Here is a 14,659-nt window from a genome sequence, read left to right as displayed (position 1 = left end):
CATGGTTAATCTCAAGACGGGCTGCTTGCCTTTCCCGGATCAGTCCGCTGGCCGCGCCGCCTCACCTGGAGAATTTCCGCAAGGATCGACAGCGCTATTTCTTCGGGCGTGATGGCGCCGATGTCGAGGCCAGCCGGGCCCTTCACGCTGCCCAGGCGTTCGGCCGGTACCCCTTCGGCCGCGAGCGCCAGCCTCAGAGCCGCCATCTTGCGGTGGCTTCCGACAAAGCCATAGTAGCTGGCATCGAGAGCGAGCGCTGCCTTGAGGGCCGCCTGATCACCCTTTCCCTGTGTGGCGACAATCACGAAACACGGGCGAGCCTGTGGTCCGGAGATCGTGAATCCGTCGACCAGCAGGTCGGCGTTGGGCGTTTCGGCGAAGTCGGCGCCCGGTGCAGCCACCGTGGTGTGGAAACCGAGCGGGCGTGCCTGTTCCGCAATCGCAAGCGCCACCGGGCTCGCACCGAAGACGAGCAGCGATGGACGGGGCAGAACTGGCTCTATGAAAATGTCCATCGTGCCCTTGCTGGGGCACATGTTGGTGGAGAATTCTATGCCTTCGCGACTTTCCCCCGCCTTGACGCCGTGCTCGGCCAGCATGTCCGCCGGCTGCACCGAGATCAGTCGCGCCTGACCGTCGGCGAGCGCCCGGCGGGCCGCTTTCAACACTGCACCGCGTGCACATCCGCCACCGATCCAGCCCGCGACGATTGTGCCATCGGAGCGGATGACGGCCTTGGCGCCTGCCTTGGCCGCGGTGACCGAAACCGTGCGCACCACCGTTGCCAGCACGAAGGCTTCATCTTCCGATTTCAGCCTGGAAGCCAGCTCCATAACATCGACATGGGCGTTCATGGCAACCTCCGTCACAGCCTGGCAAGGTAGGGTTCTAACGCGGCAAGGCTTTGCAGCGTATGAGCGGGTGCGTGCAGATCGACGTAGGGAAGGGCGACCTTTATCCCTGAGGATACCGGCGCGTAGCCGTCCCAACCCATCATCGGATTGAGCCAGGCGATGCGACGGCACCGGCGACGGAGCGCCGCCATTTCACGTTCAAGCTGATCCGCATTGCCGGTCTCGTATCCGTCCGACACGATCATCACGCAGGTGCGCGAATGGATGATGCGCGCGGCATGATAGCGATTGAAATCCGACAGGCATTCACCGATCCGCGTGCCGCCGCCTGCACCTTGCGCCATCATTGACAGCCGATCCAGCGCACGCGCCGGATCGCGATCCTTCATGGCGTCGGAGACGTGGGCCAGCCGCGTGTGAAACAGGAAGGCCTCGGCTTCGCGGAACTCATCGAGCGCCCCGTGCATGAAGCGCAGGAACATTCCGGTATACATGCTCATCGAACCGGAGACGTCGAGGAGCATGACGAGGCGCAGCGGTTTTTCCAGCCGTCGCCGATGCACCAGCCTCAGAGGCACGCCGCCATGGCAGATATTGCCATGAATGGTCCGGCGCAGATCGAGGCGATAGCCGCGCGACCTGGCCCGTTCCCTCCGGGTGAGCCGCGATCGCATCGCCCGTGCAAGATCCGCCGCGATCGCATGCGCCAGTTCAAGCTCGGCGGGGTCGGAAAGTTTGCGGAAATCGGTACTCGAGATCGACTCGATGCGAGAAGCGCCTTCCATCCGGCCTTCTCCATCGCCTTCGCGGTCATCGCTGCCGTCCGAGGGAACCTGGTCTGTCGCGCCGTCGCCCTTAGAGGTCTTGTCCTTCAGCGATTTCAGCGCCGGGTTCTTCCCGGGGTCCGTGCTGCCGGCGACCGTGGAGCGATTGCGCACCCTGCGGCCGAGCCAGAACGCGTCGAACAGCCCATCGAATTTTTCCCAGTCGGTCTTTCGCGCGCAGAAGAGATGCTTGAAGGCGGAACGCAGGAGATCCGGCTTTTGGGCATAACCCGTCGCCATCAGTGCGGCCGCGTCGCGGCCCTCACCGAGGCCCACTGCGAAGCTGTTGTCGCGCAGTGTCTTCAGAAAGGCCGAGAGCTTCGCGGTTACGAGGCCGGCGACTGCATCGGCCTCTTCCGCCGTCATCTGCGCGCCGCAACAGCTCATGCGACCCTCCCAAGCAGGCGTTCCGTGACCTCCCGGCGGAAGCGGGCCTTATCCTCGCGCGTCTTGAGAAGGCACGAGAGCGTTTCGTACACGGCCTCCGGATCCGCCTTCAGATCCGAGATGTCCAGACCGACGAGCACCGCCGCCCAGTCGAGTGTTTCGGCGACACCCGGCAACTTGCGCAAATCCTCCTTGCGAATGGCTTCCATCATCCGCGCGATCTGCAGGGCCAGGTCCGTCCCGGCACCTTCAACACGCGCGAGAATGATGCGCGTTTCGCGTTCGACGTCCGGATAGTCGACGTAATGATAGAGGCAGCGCCGCCGGAGCGCATCGGACAGCTCACGCGTGCCGTTCGAGGTCAGGACGACGTGCGGGATGGACGTGGCGGCGATCGTTCCGAGTTCGGGAATCGAGACCTGGAAATCGGACAGGATTTCGAGCAGGAATGCCTCGAACTCCTCGTCCGCCCGGTCGATCTCGTCGATCAGCAGGACCGGCGGCTTCTGTCTGCGTATCGCAGCCAGGAGCGGGCGCTCGAGAAGATACTTCTCGGAGAAAACCTGGTCCTCGATCACACCAGCGTCCGCGCCCTGGTGTGACTGAATGGCCAGAAGCTGGCGCTGGTAGTTCCACTCGTAGAGGGCCGCGGACTGATCCAGCCCCTCATAGCATTGCAGCCGGATCACTTCCGTCGCGTGGACGGAGGCAAGGCCATAGGCGACAGCCGTCTTCCCGACACCGGCCTCTCCTTCGAGAAGCAGCGGCCGGCGAAGCATCTGCATCAGGGAGATCGCAGTGACGAGCTCCCGGTCGGCGATGTAGCCGGCATTCGTCAGCCGCTCGCCGATTTCGGTGCGCGACAACGGGGGGCTTCTCTCCTCGTTCCCTCGTTCGGGAGAGAAGCCCCCTCTGCCGGGCCGGAAACGTCGCGCGACATCGGCCCTTGCCCCTTCATCAAACCACGCCGAGGCTCTTCGCCGCCTGCCAGTTGCGCCAGAAATCGTGGGGCATCTGGATATGGGTGGAGCCCAGGAACGAGAACGCATCATTGACTGCATTGGAGAAGGCCGGAACGCCGCCCACGTTGGGGCTTTCTCCGACCCCCTTCGCGCCGATCGGGTGATGCGGCGACGGCGTGACGGTGAAGTCCGTTTCCCAATGCGGTGTTTCGACGGCGGTCGGCATGAAGAAGTCCATGAAGGATCCCGTCACCACGTTGCCGGCGTCGTCGTACCGGATCTCCTGGCCCATCGCGATCGCGAAGGCTTCGGTGAGCCCGCCGTGCACCTGGCCCTCGATGATCATGGGGTTGATGCGGGTGCCGCAGTCATCGAGCGCGTAGAAGCGCCGCACCTTGTAGACGCCGGTATCGACGTCGATGTCCATGACGCAGAGGTAGGCGCCGAAGGGATATGTCATGTTCGGCGGGTCGTAGTAGCTCACCGCCTCCAGTCCCGGTTCCATGCCGGGCGGTGGCGAATTGTAGGCCGCCCAGCAGATGTCCTTCATCGACAGGTACCTCTCCGGCAGACCCTTCACCCGGAAGCCGTCGATGTCGAATTCGAGATCGTCTTCGTGGACTTCCAGCTTGTAGGCCGCGATCATCTGCGCCTTGGCCTTGATCTTGCGCGCGGCCATGGCGATCGCCGCACCGGCGACCGGCGTCGACCGGGACCCATAGGTTCCGAGGCCGTAGGGCGCGGTGTCGGTATTGCCTTCCTCGACCATGATGTCATCGGCCGGAATGCCGATCTCGGTTGCGATGATCTGCGCCCAGGTCGTCTCGTGGCCCTGGCCCTGGCTCTTCGATCCGACACGGGCGATGCCGGCGCCGGTCGGATGCAGCCGAATCTCGCAGCTGTCGAACATGGCAATGCCGAGGATGTCGCAGTTCTTCGATGGCCCGGCGCCGACGATCTCGGTGAAAAAGGAGACGCCGAGACCCATGATCTCGCGCGTCTCGCCGCGCTTGAAGGCCTCACGTTTTTCCGCCTGTTCGCGACGAAGGCTGGCATAGTCAACCGTCTCCATCATCTTCTTCATGGCGGTGTGGTAATCGCCGGAATCGTATTCCCACCCCAATGCCGAGTGGTAGGGGAACTGCTCCGGCCGGACGAAGTTCTTGAGCCTCAGTTCCGCGGGATCCATGCCGAGCTTCTGGGCAAGGATGTCCATCGCCCGCTCGATGCAGTAGGCCGCTTCCGTGACGCGGAACGAGCATCGGTAGGCCACACCGCCCGGCGCCTTGTTCGTATAGACCCCGTCGACCGCCAGATGTGCCGTCGGGAAATCGTAGGAGCCCGTGACGATGTTGAAGAAGCCAGCCGGCCACTTGGAGGGATCGGCGCAGGCATCGAAGGCGCCGTGATCGGCGAGAACGTGCACGCGCAGGCCAGTGACCTTGCCTTCCCTGGTCGCGGCGATCTCGGTGGTCATGTGGTAGTCGCGGGCAAACGAGGTGCTGGTCAGGTTCTCGATGCGGTCCTCGACCCACTTGACCGGTCTGCCGGTGACGATCGAGGCGACCGCCGCACAGATGTAGCCCGGATAGGCGCCGACCTTGTTGCCGAAACCACCGCCGATATCCGGCGCGATCACGTGGATCTTATGCTCCGGAATCTTGGCGATCAGCGCCACAACCGTGCGGATGACATGGGGCGCCTGGAACGTACCCCAGATCGTCAGCTCGCCCTTTATCTTGTCGAACGAACAGACGCATTGGCACGTCTCAAGCGGCGAGGGGTGGGTGCGGTGGTAGGAGATCATCTCCTTGATGGAGACCTCCGCCTTGCGGAACGCGGCATCCGTCAGGTCCTTGTCGCCGACGGTCCATTCGAAGATGTGATTGTGGTGCTTGCGTAACCCGTGGGCGCCCTCGGTCTTGCCAGCCAGATCCTCGCGGAGAACCGGCGCGTCCGCATCCATAGAATGAAAGGGATCGACGAGGACGGGGAGCGCCTCGTACTCGACCTCGACGGCATTGATGCCATCATCGGCCGCATAGCGGTCGGTTGCGACGACAAACGCTACCTCCTGGTTCTGGAAAAGCACCTTGCCATCGGCAAGCACCATCTGCACGTCGCCAGCCAGCGTCGGCATCCAGGCGAGGTTCACGCCCTTGAGGTCTTCGGCAGTCAGGACGGCAAGGACGCCCGGCACCTTCAGCGCCTTGTCCTTGTTGATCGACTTGATGCGCGCATGCGGATACTGCGAACGGACGAAGTCGCCGTGCAGCATGCCCGGCAGTTTCACATCGTCCACGTAGTTGCCCTTGCCCTGCGTGAAGCGGATGTCCTCCACCCGCTTGCGTTTGCAGCCCATGCCCTCGAGCTTGGCTTCGCGCTCGGCGCGCGTAATGGTCATGTCGTTCATTCCGCTGCCTCCTTGAACTCTTCGCCATTGATCTTGGCGGCGGCATACTGGATTGCCTTGACGATGTTCTGGTAGCCGGTGCAGCGACAGAGATTGCCAGCGATGCCGAAGCGGATTTCCTCCTCGGTGGGGTGAGGATTTTCCTTGAGAAGGCGGTGCGCGCGCATGATCATGCCCGGCGTGCAGAAGCCGCACTGGAGACCGTGCATCTGGCGGAAGCCTTCCTGAAGGGCGGACAGCGTGCCGTCGGCATTGGCCATGCCTTCAACCGTGGTAATCTCCGACCCTTCCGCCTGCACCGCGAACATGGTGCAGCTCTTTGCGGACATGCCGTCTATATCGATCGTGCACACACCGCAGTGCGTGGTCTCGCAGCCGATATGCGTCCCGGTCAGTTGCAGGTTTTCCCTGAGAAAGTGCACGAGCAGCGTGCGCGGCTCGACCAGCCCCTCGACCTGCGTGCCATTCACCGTCATCGTCACATGTGTCTTTGTCATTGTTCCCCTCCCGTCAGGACACGCGGCTGGCGGCGCGCGTCAGCGCCCGCATGACCATGATGCCGCCGACATGCGTTCTGTATTCCGCGGGCCCGCGCCCGTCCGCCGCCGGCCGCATGATCGACTGCGCGCGTCGGACCGCCTCCTTCAATGCCACCTCGTCGAGGCTCGTTCCGATCACGGCCTGTGCGGCGTCCTCGGCAAGCAACGGCGTATCCGAGAGATTGGTGAGGCCGATCTGACAGGTCTCGACCTTGCCGTTGGACACCGTGAGTACGACTGCGGCAGCAGCAGTGGCATAGTCGCCGATCTTCCGCTTGAGCTTCTCATAGGCATAGCCGTGACCTGCCGCAGGCACGGGAATGACGATTTCGGTGAGGATTTCACCTGGTTCGAGCGCCGTGAAGTAGGCTCCCTGATAGAAGTCGACAGCGGCGACCTCGCGCCTGCCGTCCGGCCCGTCGAGGCGGTAGCGGGCGCCGAGCGTCAACATCAGCGCCGGCATGTCATTGCCCGGATCGCCATTCGCGACGTTGCCGCCGATGGTTCCGAGATAGCGCACCTGGGGGTCTGCGATCTGGAGCGCCGTCTCGGCGATGATCGGAAGATGCGCCGTGATCTCGGGCGCCTTTACGAGCTCGTTCTGCGTCGTCATCGCGCCGATGACGATGTCGTCCCCCTCGCGGCGGAGACCCTTGAGGCTGGCGATGCCGTGCAGATCGACCAGATGCTCCGGCGTCGCGAGCCTTAGCTTCATCATGGGGATCAGGCTGTGGCCCCCCGCGAGGGGGCGGGCCTCGTCGCCCAGCGTGGATAATAACTTCACCGCATCGGCCACCGTTCCCGGCCGATGGTAGTTGAATGCGCCCGGTATCATGGTCTCCTCCCAACCGATCGGCATACGATGTCGGTCAGAGGCTCAACCGGCTGAATGGTGCTGGCAAGAATGGAGGAAGCGATGTCGCACCAAGAGCAAAGTTTCGCACGAAATGCGGTTTTTCGCGCACGATTTGCGTCAGGTATTCTGCCCTATTTTGTGGCGTCCGGAGGCAGAGTCCCGCCTTGCAAGGCCGAGTCGAACCTTCAGTTCCGCAACCTTGGCACGGCTGACGGGGACGAGGTGCGAAGCAGGACCGTCGAGTTCCACGACCGCTCCGTCGCCTTCCTTCCGCACCAGGACGATGTGGGGGATCGCCGCGATATGGCTTCGGTGAATGCGCATGAAGGTGGTGGGACAGAGCTTTGATTCAACTTCGGAAATAGCCCAAGGACACATCCGCTCGCGCGAGCCGTCGTGAACCAGAGTGTAATGGGCGTCGGCACGAATGCTGCGGATGTCGCCGGTTTCGATGAAGAGCGTTCCGTTCGCTCCTTCGAGGGGCAGTCTCCCGACGGGCAGCCTCTGCGACGGCTCGCCGAGCTTTGCAAGCGACACCGATGAGGCTGGGGAAGGCGCTGCGATGCCGGCGGGATCGGTCTGGTCCTCATCGGCGGGGTCACCGAAGTCCTCGGAGGCTGACCGGGACCTCAGGCGAACGCGCGGTTCAGGCACGAGAAACAGCAGGAAACCGCCTGCGACCAGGAAACAGAGGAGCGCTACGACGAGTGCGAGGACCTGTCTCGATGCGAGCAGTCCGTCCATCGCCATGGCATGCGTCATGTCCATGCCCGGGCGGAAGTGCATGCCGTACATCGCCGTGTAGTGCATGCCCGAAACAGCAAAGCCGAAGGCTATGGCGCTGAACGCGAACCTGAGGCCGCCATGCCTTGCGAGATAAATGCGCAATCCTCCGTAGGCCGTCCCCATGGCGACAAACAGGGAGAGGAGGACCATGCCGTAGTCGTGCTCGATGGTGAAATTTCCGACAAGCGCGTGGATGCCGACATAGTGCATCGAGGCAATTCCGAGCCCGAGAAGAAGGGCTGCCGCCAGCACGCGGCTGTTGGAACAGTCGCCAATGCTGACGAAAAAGAGCGAAATGCCAACGACAAGAGCGCAGATGAGGAACGAGACGACCGTGGGAAGGACCAGATAGAGAGCATCCGGGGGTATGGGAGCGGCGAGCATGCCGATGAAGTGCATCGTCCAGATGCCGACCGCTAGAAATGCGGCAGCACCCGCAAGCAGCAGCCTTCGGTTCGCACCCGGAAAACGGCGAATGCGCGCCGCAAGGCCGAATCCTGTGTAACCGCCCAGAATCGCTATCGCGACCGAAAGCGCCACGAGCAATGGATCGTGTCCTGCGAACATCATATCATCGGCCGCCCCGTTCCTCCTCGGGGTCGACCTTCTCCTCAGCGGGAAGGTTACATCTGCTCACAGAAACTTGACAAGTCCGATGCGGATGCTTGCGCCGATTGTGAGTTGAACAACTGCCTCTCGAAGCAGGCTCATTGAGGGACTGGACGGAACGACCCTGTGTCTTTCTATCGAACGGGTCTTCACGAGCGTCAAATATGACTTTATTAGTCCACTTAAATATCCATCGGTGCGCCCGCATCGTGGAAACAGTTCTGATCGTGCAGCATTGGCATCCAGACGGGCCAGGCGGTACACCCTTCTCCGGTTCCAGCCTTTATGGTCGCCAACAAGACGAAGTCCATGATCCAGCTACTGACGGAAAGCTACGGCGATCTCGTCAAGCATGTGACGCGGCGTTTGGGCGGACCGGTGGACGCGGACGATGTCATCCAGGATACGTATTTGCGCATCCAGAGGATCCCCGCGGATACGGACATACAGAACCCGCGATCCTATCTCTTCCGCATGGCCGACAACGTTGCCATGGACCACCTGCGCAGCCGCGCCGCGCGCACGCGCCATGTGGTTTCGGGGGATTGGCACGACGTCCAGTCCGACGAGGCTTCGGCGGAGCGCAGCGTGGACTACCGCCAGCGCATCAAGATCCTGGAGATTGCGATCTCCGACCTGCCGCCGCGGCAACGCGAAGCCTTCCTCATGCACAAGTTCGACGGGCTCAGCCATTCGGAAATCGCTGAAGAACTCGGCATCACGAGAAGCGCGGTCGAGAAACTCATCATGAAGGCGCTTGCCACATGCCGCGATCGGCTGGACGGGCTTCTCGATTGAAGGTGCAATTTGAAGCGGTGAGGGTGAGGAACCTGCAAGCGAAATCCGTCTATAAAGCAACAACCGATTCGGAGCTCCGCGTTGCGGCATGCTCCGGTCGCCCAGAACGCCGGTGGCACTGATGGCTGACGCCAGAAACCAATCGTTGGAAGAGCAGAGGGAGCAGGCACTCGCGTGGTTCGTCCGGATGCAGTCCGGCGACGCGACGGACGCCGATCGCGCCGGCCATGCCGCATGGATGGCGCAATCGGCGGAAAACCGGGCGGCCTATGCGCGGCTGACAAGCCTATGGACCGACCTCGATGGCGTGACGGATCGGCGAACGCAGGCGATCTGTCTGCCCGCACGTTCAACGCGCGGGATGGGGCGGCGCGCTTTTCTTGTTGGGGGTGCAGCCGCTCTCGGCGTCGCCGGCCTGGTTGCAGGTGCCGGATTGCCGGATTTCTGGCTCAGCGACTATGCGACCGGCACGGGGCAACAGCAGAGCATTGCGCTTTCGGACGGTTCCACGGTGGGGCTCGATGCGGACACTGCGATTGCCGTGGAGTTCACGGACAGCTCGCGACGTATCAGCCTGTTGCACGGGCGCGCCTTCTTCGATGTGGCGAAGAATGATCGTCCCTTCGTGGTGGAAGCGGCCAACGGCACCACCACCGCGCTCGGAACGCGTTTCGTCGTGCACCAGTGGTTCGACATGGTCACCGTTTCCGTCGAGGAAAGCGCGGTCTCCGTCATGGCACCGAACCGGACGATCGCCAGCCTTCACGTCGGACAGAACGTATCCTACGGCGAGGATGGACTCGGCGCGGTCGGCGGCATCGATGTGGAGCTGGTATCCGCCTGGCGCCGCGGCAAGCTCATCTTCGAGGACCGGCCGTTGCGCCAGGTGATCGCGGACGTCAACCGCTACCGCTCGGGAACAATCCGCATCACGGACAGCCGTCTGCTCAATCTCCGCGTCAGCGGCATTTTCGATATCCGCAACCCCGACGGCGTGCTGGATGCGATCGCGGAAGCGCTGCCGGTGCGGGTGACGCGACTGACCGATTTCCTGGTGCTCGTGCGTCCCGCCTGACCCGCAAATCTCGCCATGCAGGCGCGATCGTAAATTCTTGATGAAAATTTTCAACTTATGGGGTGAGGGGCTTCGTCCCCAGATCCGTCTTGGATGCGAACGGGTGCTTCAAGCGCCTGGATGCATTGCAGGAACGGAGTGAATTCGGGGCATGACAAGAGGCTTTCGGGGTGGCGCATCGTTGGGTGCGGGGGCATTGATTGCCGGGCTGGCGACGGCGCTCATGGCGTCGGTTGCCGTGCCGGCGCTTGCACAGCAGCAGGCGGAAAAGGGTGAACGCGCAGGCAAAACACAGTACACCATTCCCGCCGGCCCGCTCGGCGCGGCGATCACGCGCTTCGGCGACCGGTCCAACCTCCAGGTTCTCTATCCGGCCGATCTGGTGCGTGGGAAGCAGACGGCCGGCCTTTCCGGAAGCTATACCCCGGAGGCGGCCCTGGCGCAGCTACTGGCCAACACGGGCCTCACTTACCGCTTCACCAGCGCCAACACAGTGACGATTTCCGATCCGCGCCTGACGCCGGCCGGCGTCAGCGGGCTTATCGACGGGTCGACGCCGCTCGATCCGATCCAGGTCGAAGGGCTCGGCCAGACCACCGAGAATACGGGCTCCTACACCACCGGCCAGATGAGCACGGCGACCGGCCTTCCGCTCCCGATCCGGGAGACGCCGCAATCGGTGACGGTCGTGACCAGCCAGCTGATGCAGGATCAGGAGGCCACCACCATCAGTGACGCGCTCACGTCGGCGACCGGCATCACGCTGCAGCAGTATGACAGTGACCGCACCGAGTTCTTCGCACGCGGCTTTGCGCTGACCGAGTTCCAGTATGACGGCGTCGTGGTGCAGACCGACGGCGTCTACGACTACGGTCTCAGCAACGCGGATATGACGATCTACGATCGGATCGAGATCGTGAAGGGTGCAAACGGCCTGCTTCAGGGCGCAGGGAGCCCGGGTGCCGCGGTCAACCTGGTTCGCAAGCGCCCGACCGACGAGTTCCAGGCTTCACTGACCGGTGGTGTCGGCTCCTGGCAGACCTATCGCACCGAAATGGACGTGTCCGGTCCCCTCAATGCCGACGGTTCGCTGCGCGGGCGCTTTGCCGGATCCTACGAGAACGGCGAATCCTACCTGGATCACTACAAGAAGGAGAAGTTCACCCTCTATGGCGTGCTCGAGGCCGACATCACCGACAACACGACCCTGACGGTCGGCTCCGACTACCAGCGCAATCTCCCGCGCGGAACCAGCTGGACAGGCCTGCCGATGTTCTACAGCGACGGTACGACAACCGACTGGGACGTGTCGACCAACCCGGCAACCGACTGGAGCCGGCGCGATACCTATACGAACAACTATTTCGCAACGCTCGCGCACGAGTTCGACAACGGCTGGAACCTCGACCTGACCTTCAACCATCGCCGCGACGGCCATGACAGCGTGCTGGGCTCGGCCGGCGGCGGCTGGCCAGATCCGGTAACCGGTGCGGGCGTCTTCCAGTATGTCGGCAAATACGAGGGGCGCGTCATCCAGAACACCTTCGACGTGAAGGCTTCCGGTCCGATCGAACTGTTTGGGCGCGAACACGATTTGATGGTCGGCGCGACGGCATCGCGCAGCACCGACAAGGGGCCGTGGTACAGCTATGGCGGCGTGGGATATGACCCCTCGGTCCCCAACTTCTTCGAATGGGACGGGGATACGGAGGAGCCCGATTTCGACGTCCTCGGCAGATACGAGACCAAGCTCGTGCAGTACGGCACCTATGCCGCCGTGCGGCTCAAGCCGACCGATGACCTCTCGGTCATCCTGGGAAGCCGGATCAGCTGGTGGGACTTCGACGACAAGGGGACGTATGACAACGCAACGAACACCTGGGCGGGGGCTGCCAGCTACTCGGTAAAGGGCGAGGTTACCCCTTATTTCGGCGTGGTCTACGACGTGACCGACGTCTATTCGGTCTATGGCAGCTACACGAGCATCTTCAAGCCGCAAGGCAACCAGGATGCCAGCGGCAACTATCTCGATCCCGAACAGGGGCACAGCTTCGAGACCGGCGTGAAGGGATCGTTTTTCGACGGCGCGCTCAACACGACCGCCGCCCTGTTCCTGACCAAGCAGGACAATCTCGCCGAGCAGGCCGGCTACGATCCGGTCACGGGCACCTACTACTACACCGCAGCCGATGGCGTGACGACCAAGGGCTTCGAAATCGAGGCCTCGGGTGAGATCCGGCCCGACTGGAACATCTATGCCGGCTACACCTATTCCCACGCGCGCAAGAAGAACGGCGACCGCGTCTATTCCTTCGTCCAGACGGCGGCACCCGAAAACGTCGTCAAGCTTTTCACGACATACCGGCTGCCGGGCGAGTGGGAGAAGCTGACGATCGGTGGCGGCGTCAGGTGGCAGGACAAGATCTACGGCTACGTCTGGAGCCCGGCGAACGTCTACGAGGACTTCACGCAGAAGAATGTGTTCCTCGTCGACCTGATGGCGCGGTACTCCTTCAACGAGAAGGTGGACGTGACGTTCAACGTCAAGAACGCTCTCAACGAGAAGTATTTCACGACGCTTGGAAACTTCGACACCGGCTTCTACGGCGAGCCGCGCAGCTTCAACGTCTCGACGAAGTTCAAGTTCTAGCAGGCATTCCGGCACCGCGACGTGCGCGGTGCCGGAAAGGATAGGTTGACGGATTGACCGAGGAACGCACATGGCTTGCCGGGGAGAACATCCGGCGCGCGGGCGTCACGCGGCGCGGGTTCATTGGCGGCTCGGCGGCGGCGGCGTTTGCCGCCGGCTCCGGTGTGCACGTGGCCAATGCCGCCGGCGGCGATTTTCCTGCTTCCGTCGACCACGCGTTCGGGAGAACCGTGGTGCCGCGTCCGCCGCTGCGGATCGTGTCCGCAGGGTTCTGCGATGACGACAGTCTGCTCGCTCTTGGCTGCGTACCAGTTGCGATGGTTCGGCGCGGCATGTTCGAGAGCGGAATAGCTCCCTGGTGCGAACCGCTTCTGGCGGGGCAGAACCCGGTTCTGCTCGATGGGGTGACCACGGATTATGAAACCATCCTGGGCCTCGAGCCCGATCTCATCATCAATGTCTTCTCGGGCATGGACGCGCTCGCCTACGACCGCCTGTCGTCCATCGCCCCGACGATCGCCTACAGGAGCGGTCCCTGGCGCGCGGGCTGGCGCGAACAGACCCGGCAGATCGGGCTGGCGCTGGGGAGGGCGGAGGCAGCGGAACGGCTGATCGACGGAACGAAGGCTTCGCTTTCCGGCTTTCGCGAGCAGTTTCCGTCGCTTGTCGGCAAATCCTTCACCTTCGGGACCTACTTCGCCGGATCTGGCTCCATGGTGGTCTATCTACCGGGCGAGACCCGGGTCGACTGGCTTGTCGAACTCGGCATGCGGATCTCCCCGGGGGTGAATGCGCTGGCGCAAGCCCACCCCGGCCGGTCGTCGCTCGACGTCAGCCTCGAGCAGCTGGAAGGCGTCGATGCCGATATCCTGGTCATGTGGTTCGAGGCCGGCTCGCGCGAGGCGATCGAACGCCAGCCGCTTTTCCGACTGTTCTCTCCCGTGCGAAGGGGAGCCTATGTGGCGCTCGAGGATGCGGTGTCGGTATGGTCCGCATCCTGGCCGAGCGTCCTTTCCATTCCCTACGGCTTCCCGCGAATTCTCCCGCGCCTGGCGCAGGCGGCAAAAATCTCCCCGGAGCGATGAACATGTGTGAAGCCTATCACGAGGACTACTTTCTGGCCGAGGTCACCTGCGCGCTGCGGCTGACGCCATCGATGACCCGCGTCAAACTCAAGGTCGAGGGGCACGAGCGCTATATCGCGACCGACCACGCGGACGAGTGGGTGCGGCTCGCCTTTTCGCCTGCGGATGGCGAGCCGGTCACGCTGCCGGAACTGCGCGACGGAAAATGGGGGCGTTTCGATGGTTCGCCTTCCTGTCCCAATCGACCCTACACGGTGCGGCGATGGGACCCGGAGACCGGCGCGATGGTCGTCGACCTAGTGGCGCATGAGGGCGGCGTCGGGGCAAGCTGGGCCGCCACGGCAAAGGCAGGAGACGTCATCGGTCTCTGCAATCCGGAGGGGCGTTACGAACCGCCGCAGGATGCGGAATGGGTGCTGCTCCTGGCCGACATCACGGGGTTGCCGGCAGTCGGGCGGATCGTCGAGGAAATGCGATCCGATATGACTGCCATCGTTCACGTCGAGGTTTCGATGGACGCCGACCGGCAAGTTCTTTCAAGCGCCGCGAACCTATCGCTGACGTGGCACTGCCACCATGGTCATGCCGAGGGGCGCGACGGGCCGAGCCAGCTTGCTGCAATCGCCCGCAGCATCGAGGCTTTGCCCGACGGGCCGGGCTACATCTACATCGCCGGCGAGGCGCGGTGCGCGTCCGCGGCGCGCAAGCACTTCCGCGATACGCTTGGATTCGACAAGAGACGCATCGACGCGGTCGGCTACTGGATCGAAGGGCAGGCACGGGTGTGACGGCGGGGAGGGAGTGCAAATCCGTGTCTGGCA

At 63.2% G+C, this 14,659-nt stretch carries 12 protein-coding genes; 5 read left to right on the top strand and 7 right to left on the bottom strand.

Translation table 11 applies throughout. From position 1 onward, the window contains the following. Positions 1-11: 11 nt before the first annotated feature. The 7 genes from F3Y30_RS17595 to F3Y30_RS17565 form a co-directional block, all read right to left on the bottom strand. Positions 12-854 carry an XdhC family protein gene (locus F3Y30_RS17595; protein WP_203423990.1) on the bottom strand — a complete coding sequence of 281 codons (843 nt, stop codon included), beginning with the start codon at positions 852-854 and terminating at the stop codon, positions 12-14. Positions 855-865: 11 nt separating this feature from the next. After that, the gene (locus F3Y30_RS17590; protein ID WP_203423989.1) at positions 866-2,065 is read right to left on the bottom strand and encodes a VWA domain-containing protein; all 1,200 of its coding nucleotides are present in this window, start codon (positions 2,063-2,065) and stop codon (positions 866-868) included. Beyond that, on the bottom strand, positions 2,062-2,931 hold the full coding sequence (locus F3Y30_RS17585) for a MoxR family ATPase (RefSeq protein WP_203423988.1): 870 nt from the start codon (positions 2,929-2,931) through the stop codon (positions 2,062-2,064). The genes F3Y30_RS17590 and F3Y30_RS17585 overlap by 4 nt, the downstream gene beginning before the upstream one ends. 91 nt (positions 2,932-3,022) lie before the next feature. After that, positions 3,023-5,440: an aerobic carbon-monoxide dehydrogenase large subunit gene (locus F3Y30_RS17580; RefSeq protein ID WP_203423987.1), complete on the bottom strand. Its 2,418-nt coding sequence runs from the start codon at positions 5,438-5,440 to the stop codon at positions 3,023-3,025. After that, the gene (locus tag F3Y30_RS17575; protein WP_203423986.1) at positions 5,437-5,937 is read right to left on the bottom strand and encodes a (2Fe-2S)-binding protein; all 501 of its coding nucleotides are present in this window, start codon (positions 5,935-5,937) and stop codon (positions 5,437-5,439) included. Before F3Y30_RS17575 ends, F3Y30_RS17580 begins: the two co-directional genes overlap by 4 nt. 13 nt (positions 5,938-5,950) lie before the next feature. After that, complete coding sequence (locus F3Y30_RS17570; RefSeq protein WP_203423985.1) at positions 5,951-6,814, bottom strand: xanthine dehydrogenase family protein subunit M; 864 nt, start codon at positions 6,812-6,814, stop codon at positions 5,951-5,953. 138 nt (positions 6,815-6,952) lie between these two features. Continuing rightward, positions 6,953-8,188: an MHYT domain-containing protein gene (locus tag F3Y30_RS17565; RefSeq protein ID WP_203426665.1), complete on the bottom strand. Its 1,236-nt coding sequence runs from the start codon at positions 8,186-8,188 to the stop codon at positions 6,953-6,955. 351 nt (positions 8,189-8,539) lie between these two features. On the opposite strand from F3Y30_RS17565, the gene F3Y30_RS17560 reads away from it, so the two are divergent. From F3Y30_RS17560 to F3Y30_RS17540, 5 genes are all read left to right on the top strand, one after another. Beyond that, a complete protein-coding gene (locus F3Y30_RS17560; protein WP_246752778.1) occupies positions 8,540-9,028 on the top strand; it encodes an RNA polymerase sigma factor in 489 nt (162 codons plus the stop codon). Positions 9,029-9,149: 121 nt separating this feature from the next. Next, entirely contained in the window at positions 9,150-10,103 is a 954-nt protein-coding gene (locus F3Y30_RS17555) for a FecR family protein (protein ID WP_203423983.1), read from the top strand. 151 nt (positions 10,104-10,254) lie between these two features. Further along, a complete protein-coding gene (locus F3Y30_RS17550; protein WP_203423982.1) occupies positions 10,255-12,753 on the top strand; it encodes a TonB-dependent receptor in 2,499 nt (832 codons plus the stop codon). A 53-nt stretch (positions 12,754-12,806) separates the two neighbouring features. Next, positions 12,807-13,838, top strand: a complete 1,032-nt coding sequence (locus F3Y30_RS17545; RefSeq protein WP_203423981.1) for an iron-siderophore ABC transporter substrate-binding protein — start codon at positions 12,807-12,809, stop codon at positions 13,836-13,838. Between the two features lie 2 nt (positions 13,839-13,840). Beyond that, positions 13,841-14,626, top strand: a complete 786-nt coding sequence (locus tag F3Y30_RS17540; protein ID WP_246752777.1) for a siderophore-interacting protein — start codon at positions 13,841-13,843, stop codon at positions 14,624-14,626. The last annotated feature ends 33 nt before the right edge of the window (positions 14,627-14,659 follow it).

This window comes from Sinorhizobium sp. BG8 (assembly GCF_016864555.1).
Classification (GTDB): Bacteria; Pseudomonadota; Alphaproteobacteria; order Rhizobiales; family Rhizobiaceae; genus BG8.
Note: the sequence above shows the minus strand (reverse complement) of the source record. Positions and strands in the feature narration are given on the sequence as shown.

What these genes read in the sequence shown, in the direction of transcription:
- F3Y30_RS17565 (WP_203426665.1), bottom strand. Translation starts at nt 8,188, where the DNA reads ATGTTCGCAGGACACGATCCATTGCTCGTGGCGCTTTCGGTCGCGATA.
- F3Y30_RS17560 (WP_246752778.1), top strand. Translation starts at nt 8,540, where the DNA reads ATGATCCAGCTACTGACGGAAAGCTACGGCGATCTCGTCAAGCATGTG.
- F3Y30_RS17595 (WP_203423990.1), bottom strand. Translation starts at nt 854, where the DNA reads ATGAACGCCCATGTCGATGTTATGGAGCTGGCTTCCAGGCTGAAATCG.
- F3Y30_RS17575 (WP_203423986.1), bottom strand. Translation starts at nt 5,937, where the DNA reads ATGACAAAGACACATGTGACGATGACGGTGAATGGCACGCAGGTCGAG.
- F3Y30_RS17555 (WP_203423983.1), top strand. Translation starts at nt 9,150, where the DNA reads ATGGCTGACGCCAGAAACCAATCGTTGGAAGAGCAGAGGGAGCAGGCA.
- F3Y30_RS17570 (WP_203423985.1), bottom strand. Translation starts at nt 6,814, where the DNA reads ATGATACCGGGCGCATTCAACTACCATCGGCCGGGAACGGTGGCCGAT.
- F3Y30_RS17580 (WP_203423987.1), bottom strand. Translation starts at nt 5,440, where the DNA reads ATGAACGACATGACCATTACGCGCGCCGAGCGCGAAGCCAAGCTCGAG.
- F3Y30_RS17590 (WP_203423989.1), bottom strand. Translation starts at nt 2,065, where the DNA reads ATGAGCTGTTGCGGCGCGCAGATGACGGCGGAAGAGGCCGATGCAGTC.
- F3Y30_RS17540 (WP_246752777.1), top strand. Translation starts at nt 13,841, where the DNA reads ATGTGTGAAGCCTATCACGAGGACTACTTTCTGGCCGAGGTCACCTGC.
- F3Y30_RS17550 (WP_203423982.1), top strand. Translation starts at nt 10,255, where the DNA reads ATGACAAGAGGCTTTCGGGGTGGCGCATCGTTGGGTGCGGGGGCATTG.